The 19,151-nt window shown below is 71.0% G+C and carries 15 protein-coding genes; 9 read left to right on the forward strand and 6 right to left on the reverse strand.

The features are described from left to right. The first annotated feature begins 8 nt into the window (after nucleotides 1-8). Entirely contained in the window at nucleotides 9-1,946 is a 1,938-nt protein-coding gene (locus ABT063_RS09695) for a rhamnogalacturonan lyase (RefSeq protein ID WP_351056655.1), read from the forward strand. On the opposite strand, the gene ABT063_RS09700 is transcribed toward ABT063_RS09695, so the two are convergent. The 3 genes from ABT063_RS09700 to ABT063_RS09710 form a co-directional block, all read right to left on the reverse strand. Continuing rightward, on the reverse strand, nucleotides 1,921-2,976 hold the full coding sequence (locus tag ABT063_RS09700) for an AI-2E family transporter (protein WP_351056715.1): 1,056 nt from the start codon (nucleotides 2,974-2,976) through the stop codon (nucleotides 1,921-1,923). The genes ABT063_RS09695 and ABT063_RS09700 overlap by 26 nt on opposite strands. 316 nt (nucleotides 2,977-3,292) lie before the next feature. Next, the gene (locus ABT063_RS09705) at nucleotides 3,293-5,353 is read right to left on the reverse strand and encodes a glycoside hydrolase family 31 protein (RefSeq protein WP_351056656.1); all 2,061 of its coding nucleotides are present in this window, start codon (nucleotides 5,351-5,353) and stop codon (nucleotides 3,293-3,295) included. Nucleotides 5,354-5,425: 72 nt separating this feature from the next. Continuing rightward, nucleotides 5,426-6,442 (reverse strand): LacI family DNA-binding transcriptional regulator, encoded by a 1,017-nt coding sequence (locus tag ABT063_RS09710; RefSeq protein ID WP_351056657.1) that lies wholly within the window; start codon nucleotides 6,440-6,442, stop codon nucleotides 5,426-5,428. A gap of 224 nt (nucleotides 6,443-6,666) precedes the next feature. Here ABT063_RS09710 and ABT063_RS09715 point away from each other — a divergent pair, with 224 nt between their 5' ends. The 8 genes from ABT063_RS09715 (at nucleotide 6,667) to ABT063_RS09750 (ending at nucleotide 17,036) form a co-directional block, all read left to right on the forward strand. Further along, nucleotides 6,667-7,476, forward strand: coding sequence for a GH12 family glycosyl hydrolase domain-containing protein (locus ABT063_RS09715; protein WP_351056658.1), 810 nt, complete (start codon nucleotides 6,667-6,669; stop codon nucleotides 7,474-7,476). A 113-nt stretch (nucleotides 7,477-7,589) separates the two neighbouring features. Next, the gene (locus ABT063_RS09720) at nucleotides 7,590-9,521 is read left to right on the forward strand and encodes an acyl-CoA dehydrogenase family protein (RefSeq protein ID WP_351056659.1); all 1,932 of its coding nucleotides are present in this window, start codon (nucleotides 7,590-7,592) and stop codon (nucleotides 9,519-9,521) included. A gap of 125 nt (nucleotides 9,522-9,646) precedes the next feature. Then, nucleotides 9,647-10,903, forward strand: a complete 1,257-nt coding sequence (gene dxr / locus ABT063_RS09725) for a 1-deoxy-D-xylulose-5-phosphate reductoisomerase (RefSeq protein WP_351056660.1) — start codon at nucleotides 9,647-9,649, stop codon at nucleotides 10,901-10,903. Beyond that, nucleotides 10,900-12,204: a M50 family metallopeptidase gene (locus ABT063_RS09730; RefSeq protein WP_502990789.1), complete on the forward strand. Its 1,305-nt coding sequence runs from the start codon at nucleotides 10,900-10,902 to the stop codon at nucleotides 12,202-12,204. The genes dxr and ABT063_RS09730 overlap by 4 nt, the downstream gene beginning before the upstream one ends. 169 nt (nucleotides 12,205-12,373) lie before the next feature. Beyond that, nucleotides 12,374-13,531, forward strand: coding sequence for a flavodoxin-dependent (E)-4-hydroxy-3-methylbut-2-enyl-diphosphate synthase (gene ispG, locus ABT063_RS09735; protein WP_351056661.1), 1,158 nt, complete (start codon nucleotides 12,374-12,376; stop codon nucleotides 13,529-13,531). Between the two features lie 226 nt (nucleotides 13,532-13,757). Beyond that, nucleotides 13,758-14,606, forward strand: coding sequence for a GNAT family N-acetyltransferase (locus ABT063_RS09740; protein WP_351056662.1), 849 nt, complete (start codon nucleotides 13,758-13,760; stop codon nucleotides 14,604-14,606). A gap of 106 nt (nucleotides 14,607-14,712) precedes the next feature. Then, entirely contained in the window at nucleotides 14,713-15,243 is a 531-nt protein-coding gene (locus ABT063_RS09745; protein WP_351056663.1) for a GNAT family N-acetyltransferase, read from the forward strand. Between the two features lie 89 nt (nucleotides 15,244-15,332). After that, nucleotides 15,333-17,036 (forward strand): proline--tRNA ligase, encoded by a 1,704-nt coding sequence (locus ABT063_RS09750; protein WP_351056664.1) that lies wholly within the window; start codon nucleotides 15,333-15,335, stop codon nucleotides 17,034-17,036. 147 nt (nucleotides 17,037-17,183) lie between these two features. On the opposite strand, the gene ABT063_RS09755 is transcribed toward ABT063_RS09750, so the two are convergent. Genes ABT063_RS09755 through ABT063_RS09765 form a run of 3 tightly spaced genes read right to left on the reverse strand, consistent with a single transcriptional unit; the run spans nucleotide 17,184 to nucleotide 19,105 of the window. Next, nucleotides 17,184-18,083 (reverse strand): aminoglycoside phosphotransferase family protein, encoded by a 900-nt coding sequence (locus tag ABT063_RS09755; protein WP_351056665.1) that lies wholly within the window; start codon nucleotides 18,081-18,083, stop codon nucleotides 17,184-17,186. A 39-nt stretch (nucleotides 18,084-18,122) separates the two neighbouring features. Continuing rightward, entirely contained in the window at nucleotides 18,123-18,578 is a 456-nt protein-coding gene (locus ABT063_RS09760) for a ferritin-like domain-containing protein (RefSeq protein ID WP_351056666.1), read from the reverse strand. After that, entirely contained in the window at nucleotides 18,575-19,105 is a 531-nt protein-coding gene (locus ABT063_RS09765) for a hypothetical protein (RefSeq protein ID WP_351056667.1), read from the reverse strand. The genes ABT063_RS09760 and ABT063_RS09765 overlap by 4 nt, the downstream gene beginning before the upstream one ends. Nucleotides 19,106-19,151: the final 46 nt, after the last annotated feature.

The raw sequence follows: 19,151 nt of genomic DNA on the forward strand, positions 1-19,151 counted from the left end.
AGGCCCTGATGACCAGACCGAGCCGCACCCCCCACCGCCGCCTTCGGCACTCCGGCAAGCTCCTCGCCGGAACGCTCGCCGCGCTGCTCGTCGGCACCGGCGGCGTGCTGACGGTGCAACACACCGCGGGCGCCGCCGCACCCGAGGTCCCGGCACCGGCGAACAAGGCCACCACGGCGCTGGCCGCCGCCCGCGTCGCCGAGAAGCTGGACCGCGGCCTGGTCGCGGTTCCCGCCACCGGAGGCGTCCTCGTCACCTGGCGCATGCTCGGCGACGACCCGGAGGGCGTGACGTTCCGGCTCTACCGAGGCGGCACCCTCATCCAGGAGACCGCCAAGACCAACCACCTCGACACCGGCGGCGGTTCGAGCTCGACGTACGAGATCCGGGCCGTCGTGAACGGCACCGAGACCAAGGGCGGCACGGCATCCGTGTGGGCGAACGGGCGCCGGGACATCCCCCTCCAGAAGCCCCCGGGCGGCACCACCCGCGACGGCGTGGCCTACACCTACTCCGCCAACGACGCGAGCGTGGGCGACCTCGACGGCGACGGACAGTACGAGCTGGTCCTCAAATGGGTGCCCTCCAACGCCACCGACGTCGCCAACTCCGGCACCTGCACGGGCCCGACCGTCTTCGACGCCTACGAACTGAACGGCACCCGGCTGTGGCGGGTCAACCTCGGCACGAACGTGCGCAGCGGCTCGCACTACGACTCGTTCCAGGTCTACGACTACAACGGCGACGGCAAGGCGGAGATGGCCGTCCGCACCTCCGACGGCTCCCGGGACTCCGCGGGCACCGTCATCGGCAACGGGAGCGCCTCCCATCTCGCCGACAACTGCGCGGTGATCAGCGGCCCGGAGTACTTGTCGGTCTTCAACGGCCAGACCGGCCGAGTCATGGACTCCGTCCCCTTCGAGCCCGCCCGCGGCTCGGTCTCCGACTGGGGCGACACCTGGGGCAACCGCGAGGGACGGCTGCTGTCGGCCACCGCGTATCTCAACGGGTCCACACCCAGCATGATCTTCAGCAGAGGGATCTACGAGCGGACGGCGATCGCCGCCTACGACTGGAACGGCACCGACCTCGTCCGCCGCTGGAAGTTCGACACCAACTCCTCCACCAACGCCGGCAAGGGCTACAACCAGCAGGGCAACCACAACCTCGCGGTCGCCGACGTCGACGCGGACGGCAGGGACGAGATCCTCTACGGCGCCATGGCCGTCGACGACAACGGCAGCGGCCTGTGGACCACCAAGCTGGGCCACGGAGACGCCCTGCACGTCGGTGACCTCAACCCGGCCCGCCCGGGCCTCGAGTCGTTCAACGTCCACGAGAGCACGAGTTCCGCGTACGGCTACGAGATGCACGACGCCCGCACCGGACAGGTCCTCTGGGGACAGCGCACCGGCACGGACGTCGGCCGCGGCCTCTGCGCCGACCTCACCCGCGACCACGCCGGCGCCGAGTGCTGGTCCAGCGGGGGAGGGCTCTACGCCGCCAACGGCACGAAGATCAGCGACAGCGTGCCCACCTTCGGCGGCGGAGCCTCGTACAACTCGGCGATCTGGTGGGACGGCGACGCCCACCGGGAACTCCTCGACCACCGCTGGTCGGGCAGCGCCGGGGTCGGCTACGGCCAGATCCTGAAGTACAACGGCTCCACCGACCTCACTCGCATCTGGCTCGACCAGGACGCCAAGTCCAACAACTGGACCAAGGGCAACCCGGCGCTCTCCGCCGACCTGCTGGGCGACTGGCGCGAGGAGATGATCTGGCGCAACGCCGACTCCACCGCACTGCGCCTCTACACCACCCCGCACCCCACGGAGTTCCGGCTGCCGACCCTGATGCACGACCCGGTCTACCGGCTCGGCATCGCCTGGCAGAACGTCGGCTACAACCAGCCGCCGCAGGTCAGCTACTACCTCGGGACGAAATAGCAGGGACCGCTACGGACGGGGCGGCCGCCGTGCCCGCCCCGTCCCCGTACCGCGCCCGGAGCTCGGACAGCACGCCGAACGCCGCAGCGGTGAGCGGCACCGACAGCAGCATGCCGAGGATCCCGGCGATCGAGGCGCCCGCCGTGAGCGCCAGCAGGATCGCCGCCGGATGCATCTGCACCGTCCGGCTCTGGATCATCGGCTGGAGCACGTTCCCCTCGAGGACCTGCACCGCGAGGACCACGCCGAGCGCCCACAGCGCCGTCGCCAGGCCCCGGTCCGCGAACGCGACCAGGATCGCCACCGCGCCCGAGAGGAAGGCGCCCAGATACGGGATGTACGCGCCGACGAACACCAGCGCCCCGAGGCCCACGGCGCCCGGCACCTGGAGGATCAGCAGGCCGACGGCGATGCAGACGGCGTCGATGAAGGCGATGATCGTCGTCCCGCGCATGAAGCCCTCGATCGCCTGGAAGGCGCGCCGGGCCATCACTTCAAGGGGCTCCCCGGTGCCCCGCGGCGCGAGCGAGTGCAGCGAGGCGATCGCCCGGTCGCCGTCGCGCAGGAAGAAGAACATCAGCAGCATCGCCAGAATGGCCGTGGCGATGAACTCGGTGACGACGCCGACCCCGCTGAGCACCCCGGAGGCCGCGGTGCCGCCGAACTTGGACAGCAGTTCCTTCGCGTTCTTGGCGAGGTCGTCCAGGGAGGTCCCGGCCACGCCGAACTCGTCGCTGAGCGACTGCGCCGCGGCCCGCAGCGAGGAGATGATCTGGTCGCCGGTGTCGATCAGGGCGGTCGCCACGATGTACGCGGCGCCGCCCACGACCAGGATCACGGCGGCACAAGTCAGCCCGGCCGCAAGGGACTTGTTGAACTTCATCGCGACCAGCCGCCGGTAGAACGGGCCGAGCAGCGCGGTGCCGAGCAGCGCGAGCAGGACCGGTGTGACGGCGGTCTGGAAGGTGATGCACAGCCACACGCCCACCGAGACGACACCGGTGACGAGAAGCGTGAGCGCACTCCACACGGCGACATGCCGGGCGGGTTCGGGGAGGAAGCCGCGGGGGACGGCGGGTACCTCGGGCCGGGCCACGGGGGCGCCGACGGTGCGTATCGTCGTACGCGGCCTGTGTATCGGCCCGACCCGACGGCCCGGTTGTCTGTGGCGAGACCCTCTGCGCGGTTCTCCCGTACGGCTGTTCATGTTCTGTGCACTCCCGAAGATCACCCGGCGGCCGTGGGGCCACAGCGTAGACCTGGGGCACCGGGGGCCGTACGGCGCGGGTGCGGTCGGCCCATCCCTCGAAGGCCGACCGCACCCGGACCGTTCCCGGCCGCCGCCGCTACTCGGCGACCGGGAGGATCGGAAGGCTCGCCCCGTCCCGCAGGAACAGCGGGATGCGGTCCAGCGGGGCGTCGACCGTGACGGCCGCACCGCCCTCGTACGTCTCACCGGTCCACGCGTCCGTCCAGGTCGCGCCCGCCGGGAGGTACGTCGTGCGGGCCGTGGCGCCCGCCGTGAGAACCGGCGCGACGAGCAGGTCGCGGCCGAAGAGGTAGGCGTCGTCGACCGACCAGGTCGCCTGGTCCTCGGGGAACTCCAGGAACAGCGGGCGCATCACCGGCAGGCCCTCCTCGTGCGCCTCCCGCATCACCCGCAGTACATATGGCTTCAGGCGCTCGCGCAGGCGCAGGTACTGCTCCAGGATCGCCCCGGCCTCCTCGCCGTAGGACCACACCTCGTTCGGACCACCGGTCATCTCCGGGCCCAGCGGCATGCCCGGGTCGCGGAAGCCGTGCAGGCGCATCAGCGGGGACAGCGCGCCGAACTGGAACCAGCGGACCATGACCTCGCGGTAGGCCGGGTCGTCCGGGTCGCCGCCGTGGAAGCCGCCGATGTCCGTGTTCCACCACGGGATGCCGGACAGCGCGGTGTTGAGGCCGGCCGCGATCTGGCGGCGCAGGGTCGGGAAGTCGGTGCCGATGTCGCCGGACCACAGGGCGGCGCCGTAACGCTGACTGCCCGCCCACGCCGAGCGGTTGAGGGTGATGATCTCGTCCTCGCCGGACGCGCGCAGGCCCTCGTAGAAGGTGCGGGCGTTCTCGGCCGGGTAGAGGTTGCCGACCTCCAGGCCCGGGCCCGCCCAGTACCGCAGGTTCTCCGCGAAGCCCGGCTTCAGCTCCGGCTCGCAGGCGTCCAGCCAGAAGGCCGTGATGCCGTACGGGGTGAGGTAGTTGTCGCGGACGCGCGACCACACGAAGTCACGGGCCTCGGGGTTGGTGGCGTCGTAGAAGGCGACCTGGACGGTGGAGGCGACCTCCTTGTCCGGCCAGTCGGCGTGCGCCATCGGGCCGTACTGCGTGCCGATGAAGTAGCCGCGCTGCTCCATGACCGGGTGGTTCTCGCTGAGCGGGGACACCGACGGCCAGACGCTGACCACCAACTTGATGCCCAGCTCGTCCAGTTCGCGGACCAGCCCCGCCGGGTCGGGCCACTCCTTCGGGTCGAACTTCCACTCGCCCAGGTGCGTCCAGTGGAAGAAGTCGCAGACGATGACGTCGATGGGCAGACCGCGCCGCTTGTACTCCCGTGCCACGGCGAGGAGTTCGTCCTGCGTGCGGTAGCGCAGCTTGCACTGCCAGAAGCCCGCCGCCCACTGAGGCAGCATCGGGGTGCGGCCGGTCACCGCGCTGTAGTGGCGCTGCGCGTCGGCCGGGGCGCCCGCGGTGATCCAGTAGTCGATCTGCCGGGCCGAGTCCGCCACCCAGCGGGTGCCGTTGCCGGCCAGCTCCACGCGGCCGATCGCCGGATTGTTCCACAGCAGCGTGTAGCCGCGGCTGGAGGTGAGCACCGGGATGCCGACCTCGGCGTTGCGCTGGACCAGGTCCAGGACCAGGCCCTTCTGGTCGAGGCGCCCGTGCTGGTGCTGGCCGAGGCCGAACAGCCTCTCGTCGTCGTAGGCGGCGAAGCGCTGCTCCAGGCGGTGGTGGCCGTTGCCGACGGCGGTGTAGAGACGCGAGCCGGGCCACCAGAAGTGGGCGCGCTCCTCGGCCAGCAGTTCGGCGCAGTCGTCGGTCCGCAGGAAGCGGATCAGTCCCTCGGCGTCGACCTCGACGGTCAGCGCGCCGACGGTCAACGACCCCTGCCCGTCCTCGATCTTGACGGCGCTCTCGGTGGCGGGCGCCTCCTCCAGCAGCGCGCCCGGCAGCCCCTCGAGCACCGGACCGCCGAGCCGGGCCCGGACCCGGACCGCGTCGGGCCCCCACGGCTCGATGCGTACGGTCTCCTGGCGGCCGCTCCACTCCAGCGCACCGTCCCGCTCACGGAAGGTGCCGACGGTGGGTGACGACTGCGCGAGGCTGACCGCGCCGGTCGGGGTCTGGGTTTCGGCAGGCAGGTTCACGTGGGGTCTCCTTGGAGGAGGGCAGGCATGGCGGTGCCCCGGCGGGGCGCGGCGTGCAGCGAACGGCTGAGGTCAGGAGACGACGGACGGAGCCGGCCCCGTGCTCGCCCGTTCCGTCAACTCGGGTGCGATCAGCACGACTTCGTCGGTGCCCCGGCCGTCGAGCTTGGCGACCAGGCGCTCCACGGCGTGCCGGCCCATCTCCTGGGCGGGGATGGCGACGGACGTCAGCCGTACGGAGGCCTGGGTGGCGACCTGGTCGGGGCAGATCGCGACGACCGACACGTCCTCGGGGATGGCGCGGCCCTGCTGGCGCAGCAGGGCGAGCAGCGGTTCGACCGCCGACTCGTTCTGGACGACGAACCCGGTGGTGCCCGGGCGCTCGTCGAGGACGCGGGCGAGGGTCACGGCCATCGCGTCGTACCCGCCCTCGCACGGCCGGTGCAGCAGCCGTACGCCCAACTCCTGTGCGCGGGAGCGGAGTCCGTCGAGGGTGCGCTCGGCGAAGCCGGTGTGCCGTTCGTACACCGCGGGGGCCTCGCCGATGACAGCGATGTCACGGTGTCCGAGCATCGCCAGGTGCTCGACGCACAGCGCACCGGTCGCCTTGAAGTCGAGATCGACGCAGGTCAGACCGGTGGTGTCGGCGGGCAGCCCGATCAGCACGGAGGGCTGGTCGGTGCCGCGCAGCAGCGGCAGCCGCTCGTCGTCGAGTTCGACGTCCATCAGGATCATCGCGTCGGCGAGCCCGCTGCCGGTGACGCGGCGCACGGCGTCGGGACCCTCCTCGCCGGTGAGCAGCAGGACGTCGTAGCCGTGCGTGCGGGCCCGGGTGGCCACCGCGATGGCGATCTCCATCATCACCGGCACGTACATGTCGGTGCGCAGCGGAATCATCAGCGCGATGATGTTCGACTTGCTGCTGGCCAGGGCGCGTGCGCCCGCGTTCGGGTGGTAGCCGAGTTCGCGGATGCTCTGCTGGACCCGCTGCCGGGTGGTCGCGGAGATGGACCGCTTGCCGCTGAGGACATAGCTCACCGTGCTCGCCGAGACTCCGGCGTGCTGGGCGACCTCGGCGAGGGTGACCATCCAGCTCTCCAAGCTTTGTGAAGCGCTTCGACAGTGCGCGTTGCGAATAAGGGCGGGTGAGGGTGGTTCGACAGTAGCTCCACCGGGGGTGGGTGTCCATAGGTTGTCGAAGCGCTTCGACTGCAATTCTCCGGCGGAAGATCACGGAGGGATACGGCAACCTGTCCGCCCGTCGGCGGCCACTGGGAGGACGTAGACGAACCGTCCCCCCGGAAGGGCCCCCGATGCAACACCGCAGACCCCGTCTGTCCAAGAAGGCCAAGAGCCTCGCCGCCGCCACGGTCGCCCTCGCGGCAGCGGCCGGCGTCACCGTTGCCCAGGCGGACGAGTCGGACAAGAAGTGCGCGGCCTTCGACACGATCACGCTCGGCAAGTACTACGTCAACAACAACCTCTGGGGCCAGGACAAGGGCACCGGCACCCAGTGCGTCTGGGACAACGCCGGGTCCGGCTCCACCGTCTCCTGGGGTACGGACTACACCTGGGCCAACAACAGCAAGGGCACCGACGCGGACGTGAAGTCGTACGCGAGCACGGTGCTCGGCTGGCACTGGGGCTGGAAGGCAGACAAGGCGTCCACGGGACTACCGATCCGCGTCGGCGACCGCAAGCCGGTGAAGACCACCTGGGACTTCACGGTCAGCGCCGACCCCGGCGCCATGAACGTCGCCCACGACCTGTGGCTGCACACCAAGAACACCGCCGACTGGCAGGACCAGCCCACCGACGAGATCATGATCTGGCTCAACCGCCAGGGCGGCGCGGGCCCGCTGGGCACCAAGTACGGCAGCGTCAGCCTCGGCGGGGCGATGTGGGACCTCTACGAGGGCGACATCGGCTGGAAGGTGCACTCCTTCGTCCGCCGCACCAACACCACCAAGGCCTCGCTGAACCTCGACGACTTCACCCAGGCACTCGTCCGGCGCAAGCTGCTGAGCAACGACAAGTACGTCTCCGGCATCGAGTCCGGCACCGAGGTTTTCAAGGGCAAGGGCCGTCTGGACACCAAGTCGTACTCCGTCGACATCGGCTGAACGGCGGTCCTGGGGGTGGTGGGGTGGGTCCGAATCGGGTACATACGATCGAGTAGCACCCGTCGGTAGCCATAACGGACCCAAGATCCCGATTCGCGGCGAGGTGAGCCTCAATGTCCGCAGCACCCACCCAACCCACCGTCACCGAGCGTGAAGCGCGCCAGGTGGCGGAGGCCGCCCGGGAACAGGACTGGCGCAAGCCCAGCTTCGCCAAGGAACTGTTCCTGGGCCGCTTCCGGCTCGACCTCATCCACCCCCACCCGATGCCGCCCGACGAGGACGCCCAGCGCGGCGAGGAGTTCCTCGCCAAACTGCGCGACTTCTGCGAGACGAAGATCGACGGCGCGCGGATCGAGCGCGACGCCCAGATCCCCGACGACGTCATCAACGGGCTCAAGGAGCTCGGCGCCCTCGGCATGAAGATCGACACCAAGTACGGCGGGCTCGGCCTCACCCAGGTGTACTACAACAAGGCGCTGGCCCTGGCGGGCTCCGCCAGCCCCGCGGTCGGAGTGCTGCTGTCGGCACACCAGTCGATCGGCGTACCGCAGCCGCTGAAGCTGTTCGGCACGCCCGAGCAGAAGGAAAAGTTCCTGCCGCGGTGCGCCCGCACCGACATCAGCGCCTTCCTCCTCACCGAGCCGGACGTCGGCTCCGACCCGGCGCGGCTCGCGATGAGCGCGGTGCCCGACGGAGACGAGTACATCGTCGACGGAGTGAAGCTGTGGACCACCAACGGCGTGGTCGCCGACCTGCTCGTCGTGATGGCCCGGGTGCCGAAGAGCGAGGGCCACAAGGGCGGCATCACCGCCTTCGTCGTGGAGACCAACTCGCCCGGCATCACGGTCGAGAACCGCAACGCCTTCATGGGCCTGCGCGGCATCGAGAACGGCGTCACCCGCTTCCACCAGGTCCGGGTCCCCGCCGCCAACCGCATCGGCCCCGAGGGCGCGGGTCTGAAGATCGCCCTCACGACCCTCAACACCGGCCGGCTGTCGCTTCCGGCGTCCTGTGTGGCCGCCGGCAAGTGGTGCCTGAAGATCGCCCGCGAGTGGACGGCGGCCCGCGAGCAGTGGGGCAAGCCGATCGCCCACCACGAGGCGGTCGGCTCGAAGATCAGCTTCATCGCGGCGACGACCTTCGCCCTGGAGGCCGTACTGGACCTGTCGAGCCAGATGGCCGACGAGGACCGCAACGACATCCGCATCGAGGGCGCGCTGGCCAAGCTGTTCGCCTCCGAGATGGCCTGGCTGATGGCCGACGAACTGGTCCAGATCCGCGGCGGCCGGGGCTTCGAGACGGCCGCGTCCCTGGCCGACCGCGGCGAACGCGCGGTCCCCGCCGAACAGGTCCTGCGCGACCTGCGCATCAACCGCATCTTCGAGGGCTCGACGGAGATCATGCACCTCCTGATCGCCCGAGAGGCGGTCGATGCCCACCTGTCGGTCGCCGGTGACCTCATCGACCCCGACAAGTCCCTGTCGGACAAGGCGAAGGCGGGCGCGAACGCCGGCGTCTTCTACGCCAAGTGGCTGCCGAAGCTGGTCGCGGGCCCCGGCCAACTCCCCGGCTCCTACGGCGAGTTCAAGCGTGAGGTCGACCTCTCCCCGCACCTGCGCTACGTCGAACGCACCGCCCGCAAACTCGCCCGCTCCACCTTCTACGCCATGTCCCGCTGGCAGGGCCGGATGGAGACCAAGCAGGGCTTCCTGGGCAGGATCGTCGACATCGGCGCGGAGCTGTTCGCGATGAGCGCGACCTGCGTCCGCGCCGAACTCCTGCGCGGTCAGGGCGACCACGGCCGCGAGGCCTACCAGCTGGCCGACGTCTTCTGCCGCCAGTCCCGCATCCGCGTCGAGGAACTCTTCGGCCGCCTGTGGAACAACACCGACGACCTCGACCGCAAGGTCGTCAAGGGCGTCCTGTCCGGCACCTACGAGTGGCTGGAACGGGGCATCGTCGACCCGTCGGGCGAGGGCCCGTGGATCGCCGACGCCACCCCCGGACCGAGTGAACGGGAGAACGTCCACCGCCCGATCCGCTGATCGTCGGACATGGGCCGGCCGACGGGAGTGACGAACGTCTCCGCCGACCGGCCCATGCGCCTGTGAGCCCCCTGTGAAGGGGACGCCCTGTCCTCCCGCACAGCCATTGCGGCAACAATGGGGGAATGAGTGACAGTCCAGCCCCCCTCGCCGACCCCCACCTCGTCTACGACCCGGTGGCGGGCGACGGGCCGAAGGACGTGGTGATCCTCGGCTCCACCGGCTCGATCGGCACCCAGGCCATCGACCTCGTGCTGCGCAACCCCGACCGGTTCCGGGTCACCGGCCTGTCCGCCAACGGCGGCCGGGTCGCCCTCCTCGCCGAGCAGGCGCACCGGCTCCGGGTGCGGACCGTCGCGGTCGCCCGCGAGGACGTCGTACCGGCCCTGCGCGAGGCCCTGGGCGCCGAGTACGGGGCCGGGGAGCCGATCCCCGAGATCCTCGCCGGACCCGACGCGGCCACCCAGCTCGCCGCGTCCGACTGTCACACCGTCCTCAACGGCATCACCGGCTCCATCGGCCTGGCCCCGACCCTCGCCGCCCTGGAGGCGGGCCGCACCCTCGCGCTCGCCAACAAGGAGTCGCTCATCGTGGGCGGCCCGCTGGTCAAGGCCCTCGCCAAGCCCGGGCAGATCATCCCCGTCGACTCCGAACACGCGGCGCTGTTCCAGGCGCTGGCGTCCGGCACCAGAGCGGACGTACGCAAGCTCGTCGTCACCGCGTCCGGGGGCCCCTTCCGGGGCCGGACCAAGGCCGAGCTGGCCCGGGTGACGGTCGAGGACGCCCTCGCCCACCCCACCTGGGCCATGGGCCCGGTCATCACGATCAACTCCTCGACCCTGGTCAACAAGGGGCTGGAAGTCATCGAGGCACACCTCCTTTACGACATTCCCTTCGATCGGATTGAGGTGGTCGTGCACCCGCAGTCGTATGTCCACTCGATGGTTGAGTTCACAGACGGATCCACGATCGCCCAGGCGACGCCCCCCGACATGCGTGGGCCGATCGCCATCGGCCTCGGCTGGCCCGAACGCGTCCCCGACGCCGCACCCACCTTCGACTGGAGCAAGGCGTCGACGTGGGAGTTCTTCCCGCTCGACAACGACGCGTTCCCGTCGGTCGATCTGGCGCGCCGGGTGGGAGAGCTCGCGGGCACGGCCCCGGCGGTGTTCAATGCCGCCAACGAGGAGTGCGTGGAGGCCTTCCGGGCCGGCGCGCTGTCGTATCTCGGGATCGTGGAGACCGTGACCCGGGTGGTGGACGAGCACGGCGCCCCGCGCGCGGGAACCCCGCTCACCGTCGCGGACGTCCTCGAAGCGGAGACCTGGGCGCGGACCCAGGCCCGGCAACTGGCGGCACAGACGGCGGAGGCCCGTGCATGACGACCCTGATGTTCATCCTCGGCATAGTGGTCTTCGTGGTCGGACTGCTGGTGTCCATCGCGTGGCACGAGCTGGGGCACCTGTCCACCGCCAAGCTCTTCGGCATCCGCGTGCCGCAGTACATGGTCGGCTTCGGCCCGACGATCTGGTCGCGCAAGAAGGGCGAGACCGAGTACGGCATCAAGGCCATCCCGTTCGGCGGCTACATCCGCATGATCGGCATGTTCCCGCCCGGCCCCGACGGCAGGGTGGAGATGCGCTCCACCTCGCCCTGGCGCGGCATGATCGAGGACGCCCGCACGGCCGCGTTCGAGGAGCTCAGGCCCGGCGACGAGAAGCGCCTGTTCTACACCCGCAAGCCCTGGAAGCGGGTCATCGTGATGTTCGCGGGCCCGTTCATGAACCTGATCCTCGCGGTGGCGCTGTTCCTCACCGTGCTGATGGGTTTCGGCATCTCGCAGCAGACCACCGCGGTCAGCTCGGTCGCCAAGTGCGTCATCGCCCAGAGCGAGAACCGCGAGACCTGCAAGGCGTCCGACGCCCCGTCCCCGGCCGCCGCCGCGGGAATGAAGGCGGGCGACAAGATCGTCGCCTTCGACGGCGTACGCACGGACGACTGGAACCGGCTCTCCGACCTCATCCGCGCCAACCCCGGCAAGACCGTGCCGATCGTCGTCGACCGCAAGGGCGAGGAAGTCACCCTCCAGGCGAAGATCGCCACCAACCAGGTCGCGAAGAAGGACTCCAGCGGCCAGGTCGAGCCCGGCAAGTACGTCACTGCGGGCTTCCTCGGCTTCACGGCGGCCAGCGGCGTCGTCCGCCAGGACTTCGGCGAATCGGTGACCTGGATGGGCGACCGCATGGGCGACGCCGTCGACTCCCTCGCGGCACTGCCCAGCAAGATCCCCGCCCTGTGGGACTCGGCCTTCGACGGTGCCCCCCGTGAAGCGGACTCCCCGATGGGCGTCGTCGGCGCGGCCCGCGTCGGCGGCGAGATCTTCACCCTGGACATCCCGCCCACCCAGCAACTGGCCATGGCCCTGATGCTGGTCGCCGGCTTCAACCTCTCCCTGTTCCTGTTCAACATGCTGCCGCTGCTCCCGCTCGACGGCGGCCACATCGCGGGCGCCCTGTGGGAGTCGCTGCGCCGCAACGCGGCGAAGGTGCTGCGCCGCCCGGACCCGGGCCCGTTCGACGTGGCGAAGCTGATGCCGGTCGCGTACGTGGTGGCCGGGATCTTCATCTGCTTCACGATCCTGGTCCTGATCGCGGACGTCGTTAACCCGGTGCGCATCACCTAGCCATACGGCGTTTGTGGCGGCCCGGCATCCTTTGTGCCGGGCCGCCCTCCAACGGGTGGGTTTACGGGCGTGATGTGCCCGGGCCTTGGCATGTGCCGTAATCTCGAAGCCTGGAGCCCGCCGCTGACGGGACCTGGACCTTGATCCACGACTTGGGGTTGCACAGCAGATGACTGCGATTTCTCTCGGCATGCCGTCCGTTCCGACCAAGCTCGCCGAGCGCCGCAAGAGCCGGCAGATCCAGGTCGGGTCCGTGGCGGTCGGCGGAGACGCCCCGGTCTCCGTGCAGTCGATGACCACGACCCGTACGTCCGACATCGGCGCCACGCTCCAGCAGATCGCCGAGCTCACCGCCTCCGGCTGCCAGATCGTCCGGGTGGCCTGCCCCACGCAGGACGACGCGGACGCCCTCGCGACCATCGCCCGCAAGTCCCAGATCCCCGTCATCGCCGACATCCACTTCCAGCCCAAGTACGTCTTCGCGGCCATCGAGGCCGGCTGCGCCGCGGTCCGGGTGAACCCGGGCAACATCAAGCAGTTCGACGACAAGGTCAAGGAGATCGCCAAGGCGGCGAAGGACCACGGCACCCCGATCCGCATCGGCGTGAACGCGGGCTCCCTGGACAAGCGCCTGCTCCAGAAGTACGGCAAGGCGACCCCCGAGGCCCTCGTCGAGTCCGCCCTGTGGGAGGCGTCCCTCTTCGAGGAGCACGACTTCCGGGACATCAAGATCTCGGTGAAGCACAACGACCCGGTCGTGATGATCGAGGCCTACCGCCAGCTGGCCGCCGCCTGCGACTACCCGCTGCACCTCGGCGTGACGGAGGCGGGCCCGGCCTTCCAGGGCACCATCAAGTCGGCGGTCGCCTTCGGCGCCCTGCTCTCCGAGGGCATCGGCGACACGATCCGCGTCTCGCTGAGCGCACCCCCGGCCGAAGAAGTGAAGGTCGGCATCCAGATCCTGGAGTCGCTCAACCTCAAGGAGCGCGGCCTGGAGATCGTCTCCTGCCCGTCCTGCGGCCGCGCCCAGGTCGACGTCTACAAGCTGGCCGAGGAGGTCACCGCGGGCCTGACCGGCATGGAGGTCCCGCTCCGCGTGGCCGTCATGGGCTGCGTGGTGAACGGCCCCGGCGAGGCCCGCGAGGCCGACCTCGGTGTTGCCTCCGGCAACGGCAAGGGACAGATCTTCGTCAAGGGCGAGGTCATCAAGACCGTCCCCGAGTCGAAGATCGTGGAGACCCTCATCGAGGAGGCCATGAAGCTGGCCGAACAGATGGAGGCGAACGGCGTCACCTCCGGTGAGCCGTCGGTGTCGGTGGCGGGCTGACGGTTCCTATCGAGCACCGGTCAGCTGCGTTCAGCCCGTCCGGCGTTTGAGGACGAGGCCCGTTCAGGGCCGACAGCGGGGGTCTGGGGGCGGCAGCCCGGCCCCCAGGGACGGCACGGCAGCCGACGACCACCTACAAACGGGCGGTAACCCCCACAGGGCGGCGCTGCTCAGCTTCCGCAGGTACAGTGCGGAGATCAGCAGATCCCACTGTGAGGCCCCGCCCGTGTTGACCCAGACGACCTCCCGGGTCCTCGAACCGAGCGACCTGGACGCCGCGCTCGCCGTCCTCCACCGTGAGCCGGTCGCGAACGCCTTCGTGACGTCCCGGGTCCAGGTCGCCGGCCTCGACCCGTGGCGGCTCGGCGGCGAGATGTGGGGCTGGTACGAGGACGGCATGCTGACGTCCCTGTGCTACGCCGGCGCCAACCTGGTCCCGATCTGCGCCACCCCGCGCGCCGTCCGCGCCTTCGCCGACCGGGCACGAAGAGCGGGCCGGCGCTGCTCGTCCATCGTCGGTCCCGCCGAATCCACCGCCCAGCTCTGGCGGTTGCTGGAACCGAGCTGGGGCCCCGCGCGTGAGGTCCGCCCCCACCAGCCCCTGATGGTCACCGACCGCATGCCCACCGACATCGCCCCCGATCCCTACGTCCGCCGCATCCGCAAGGACGAGATGGACACGATCATGCCGGCGTGCGTGGCGATGTTCACCGAGGAGGTCGGCGTCTCGCCGATGGCCGGCGACGGCGGGCTCCTGTACCAGGCCAGGGTCGCCGAACTCGTCGGCTCCGGGCGCTCCTTCGCCCGCCTCGACACCGACGGCAGGGTCGTCTTCAAGGCCGAGATCGGCGCCGCGACCGACCGCGCCTGCCAGATCCAGGGCGTGTGGGTGGCCCCCGAGTACCGGGGGAGGGGCCTGGCGGCCCCGGGCATGGCCGCGGTCCTGCGCTACGCGCTGGCGGACGTGGCGCCGGTGGTGAGCCTGTACGTGAACGACTTCAATACGGCGGCGAGGCGCACGTATCGGAGGGTGGGCTTCCAAGAAGTGGGCGCTTTCATGAGCGTTCTCTTTTGAAGGGCGCCGGGGGGGACAGCGCACCCAGGGGCGCGGGGAACTGCGCGACCAGCCCCCGACAACCGGCACTCGGACGACAACCGAAACCCCCCTGTAAGCTCCCCGCATGGACCTCGCCATCGGCCCCTTGGACCTGTCAGCCCACGTCGATGAGGCCCTAGCCGTCCAAGCCGTCGCCTTCGGATTGGGTCCCGACGAGGTAGCGGTCCGCCGCCAGATCGTCCTCCGCCACATGACCTACCCGGGAGCAAGGGCCCTCGGCGCAACAGCCGGCGGCAACCTCGCAGGTTTCGTCTACGGCATGCCCAACGACCGCGCCCACTGGTGGTCGACAGTCGTGGAGCCGTACCTCCGAGCAAGGCACTGCGACGACTGGCTCGACGACTCCTTCGTGATCACCGAACTGCACGTCCACCCTCGTTACCAGAACCGCGGCATCGGCCGCGCCCTGATCACCACGATCACCGACAGCGCCGCCGAACCCCGCTCGATCCTCTCCGCGATCGACACCGACAGCCCGGCCCGCGGCCTCTACCACTCCCTCGGCTACCAGGACCTGGCCCGCCAGGTCCTCTTCCCCAGCGCCCCGAAGCCGTACGCCGTCATGGGCGCCCACTTGCCCCTGCGCCGTCGCTAACCGATTTCCACCGTCCCGCACGGCCCGGCTAACCTCCTGCCATCACCCTCCCCCAAAGGGGGAACCCCAGCAGCAGGAGTTCGAGAACCATGGCCAACGCACCGGTCCAGCGCATGTCCCAGTTGATGGCGAAGACGCTGCGCGACGACCCGGCGGACGCCGAGGTCCTCAGCCACAAGCTCCTCGTCCGCGCCGGTTACGTCCGCCGCACCGCGGCCGGTATCTGGAGCTGGCTGCCGCTCGGCAAGAAGGTCCTCGCCAACGTGGAACGGATCGTCCGCGAGGAGATGGACGCGATCGGCGCCCAGGAGGTACTGCTCCCCGCGCTGCTGCCGCGTGAGCCGTACGACGCGACCGGCCGCTGGGACGAGTACGGCCCGGAGCTGTTCCGCCTGCAGGACCGCAAGGGCGGCGACTACCTCCTGGGTCCCACCCACGAGGAGATCTTCACCCTGCTGGTGAAGGACCAGGCGTCCTCCTACAAGGACCTGCCGGTGATCCTCTACCAGATCCAGCACAAGTACCGTGACGAGGCCCGCCCCCGCGCCGGCATCCTGCGCGGCCGCGAGTTCCTGATGAAGGACTCGTACTCCTTCGACACGGAGGACGAGGGCCTCGCCCAGTCCTACGCCCTGCACCGCCAGGCCTACCAGAAGGTGTTCGAGCGCCTCGGCCTCGACTACCGCATCTGCGCCGCGACCGCGGGCGCGATGGGCGGCTCCAAGTCGGAGGAGTTCCTCGCCCCGGCCGGGGCCGGCGAGGACACCTTCGCGGACTGCCCGAACTGCGACTTCGCCGCCAACACCGAGGCGATCACGTACGAGCTGAAGGCGGTGGACGCCTCCGACGTCCCGGCCGCCGAGGAGATCCCGACCCCCGACACCCCGACCATCGAGACCCTGGCCGCCTCCCTCGGCGTCCCGGCCTCCGCCACGCTGAAGAACCTCCTCGTGAAGGTCGACGGCGAGATCGTCGCCGTCGGCGTGCCCGGTGACCGCGAGGTCGACATGGGCAAGGTCGAGGCGCACTTCGCCCCGGCGGTCGTCGAGATGGTCACCGAGGCGGACTTCGCGGGCCGCCCTGACCTGGTCCGCGGCTACGTCGGCCCGCAGGGCCTGGGGGAGAAGGTCAAGTACCTCGCCGACCCGCGCGTGGCCCCGGGCACCGCCTGGATCACGGGCGCCAACAAGGAGCACACGCACGCCAAGAACGTCGTCGCGGGCCGCGACTTCGAGGTCGACCAGTACGTCGACGTCGTGGTCGTCCAGGAGGGCGACCCCTGCCCGAACTGCGGCACCGGCCTCAAGCTCGACCGCGCCATCGAGATCGGCCACATCTTCCAGCTGGGCCGCAAGTACACCGACGCCCTCAAGCTCGACGTCCTCGGCCAGAACGGCAAGCCGGTCCGCGTGACCATGGGCTCCTACGGCATCGGCGTCTCTCGCGCGGTCGCCGCCCTCGCCGAGCAGAGCGCCGACGACAAGGGCCTGTGCTGGCCCAAGGAGGTCGCCCCGGCCGACGTCCATGTCGTCGCCGCGGGCAAGGCCCTGCAGACCGAGCTGGCGCTCGACGTCTCCGAGAAGCTGGCGGCGGCCGGTGTCCGCGTCCTCGTGGACGACCGGGCCGGTGTCTCCCCGGGCGTGAAGTTCACGGACTCGGAGCTGATCGGCGTACCGCGGATCCTGGTGGCCGGGCGGCGCTCGGCCGAGGGCGTGCTGGAGCTGAAGGACCGCAGGACCGGTGAGCGTGAGGAGCTGACGGTGGCGGAGGCGGTCGCGAGGCTGACGGCCTGAGGGCCGGAGCTCAAGTGCTGTTCTGTGACGGCATTTCACAGCGCCGGTCGGGCTGACCAACCCAGCCCGTCCGGCGATTGAGGACGAGGCCGTTCAGGCCGATGGGGGGGGCCGGGGGCGCAGCCCCGGAAGGCCGGCCGCAACGCCCTACAGCCAGCCGGCGAACTCCAGCAACAACTCCGAGTCGGCCCGGCGCCCGACCCTCCGCGCCCGCACGCCCGACTCCACGGCGCGGAACAGCGTCCAGCCGCGCAGCCGCTCCTGGTCCACGTCCAGCGACTCCGCGAGCCGCTTCACCCGCCGCCGGGTCGTCGCCGCCCCCGACGGCGAGGCGATGAGGTCCTCCACCCGGTCCCGAACGAGCCGCGCCAGGTCGAAGGCGCACTCGCCGACCACCGGATCGGGGCCCACGGCCAGCCACGGCATCCGCTCCCCGGCGAGCACCTTGCTCTGCCGGAAGGTGCCGTGCAGCAGCCGCTGCTCGGGCGGCGCGGCCAGCAGGTCCTCGCGCGCCGCGAGCGCCGCGTCCACCAGCGGCCGTACCTCCGCGTCGGCGGCGGCACTCGCCCGCATCGCCTCGGCCTGCCGCCCGGTCCGCTCGGCCACGGTCTCGAAGGGCTGCCCGGCCGGCGGCTCGACCCACAGCCGCCGCAGCGTCCCGGCCGCCTCCAGCAGCGCCTTCGCCTCCGGCAGCGACCGCACCGACACATCCGGGTGCAGCCGCTCGAGGAGCAGCACTCCTTCGGACATGAACGGTTCGAGCAGCTGTACGGCACCCAGGCCACCCCAGTGGGCCAGCGCGGCCCGCTCGCTCTCCGGGCGGGCCCGGGGCGGGGCCAGCTTGAGCACGGCGGGGGTGCCGTCCGGCCGCCGTACCAGCACGACCAGGCTGCTGCGCCCACCGGGCACCTGTACCCGCTCGACGGTCAACTCGCGCAGCGCGACGGCCTGCCCGGCCGCCTCGGGCAGCTTCTCCAACCAGTCGTCACCGTCCGGTGCCGTCTCACCGAGCGCCCTGACCAGACGCCGCGGCGGTTCGAAAGCCATGCGCGAGTCGTTCCCTTCCCGTACGTGTCGAGCGTACGTTCACACGGTGGGCGTCGGTGACGCCGAGGTGGTGGCCGCCCGCTCGGCGAGCCCAGGGAAGGCTACGCTCTCGCCCCGCCAGCGCACCGCCCGCACCGCCGCCTCCCGCAGCGACCCGGCCGCCGTACGCCGCCGCTCGCCCCCGGTCGCCCGGACCAGGTCGGAGTACACGCCGGCCACACGGTCCTCCAGCTCGGCGGCGAGCCGCACCGCCGCGGCCGAGTCCGGCACCGCGAAGGGCAGCGCGTACGCCGCCGCCGCGGCCACCGGCGCCCCGCCCAGGTCCCGCACCTCGCGCGCCAGGGCGTCCCGCCGGGCCCGGTGGGCGTCGTACGCCGCCTTCGCCTCCGTACGACGGTCCTCACGGATCCGGCCGCCGACGACCCCGTAGCCGTACACGGCCGCGTGCTCGGCGGCCAGCGCCGCCTGGAGGGCCTTCAGTTCCTGGTCCTTCACTTCGCCCCCTCCGTCAGCAGATACGCGTGCGCCGCCCCGGCCGCCGCCACCGAGGCCAGCAGCCGCGCCAGTTCGCCCGGCACGTCGAGCAGCGCCCGCGTGCGCCGGTCCGCGAGGGACCGCTCGGCGGCGGCGAGTTCGGCGAGCGCGTCCTTCTCGTTCCCCGGCACGGCGACCGGCGGGGAAACGGAGGGTGACGCCGACGGGGAGGTCTCCGTGGCCCGGGGAGACGCCTGCCGGGCCCCGCCGAACGCCTCCGCGTGCCGTACGACCTCCGCCCGCAGCGGCGCCAGCCGCTCCGCCAGCGCAGGATGCGCGGCGAGGACGGCGTCGTACCGCTCGACCAGCCCTCGGCTCTCGCGGGCCGCACGCGCGCGTGCCCGCTCGGCCGCCGACGGGCTGCGGCCGGTGGACTCGGAGTCCGACCCGTCGGAGCAGCCCGCCAGCAGGGCGGCGCCCGCGGCCGTGGCGAGCAGGCTTCTTCGGCGCGGTCCTGTCAGGGCGCGCGAGGGCGGGGTGAGGGGCACGGCAGACGTCCTCGGGGAACTCGTACGAAAGAAACACCAAGAGGGG

This window comes from Streptomyces sp. NPDC002838 (assembly GCF_040295365.1).
Classification (GTDB): Bacteria; Actinomycetota; Actinomycetes; order Streptomycetales; family Streptomycetaceae; genus Streptomyces.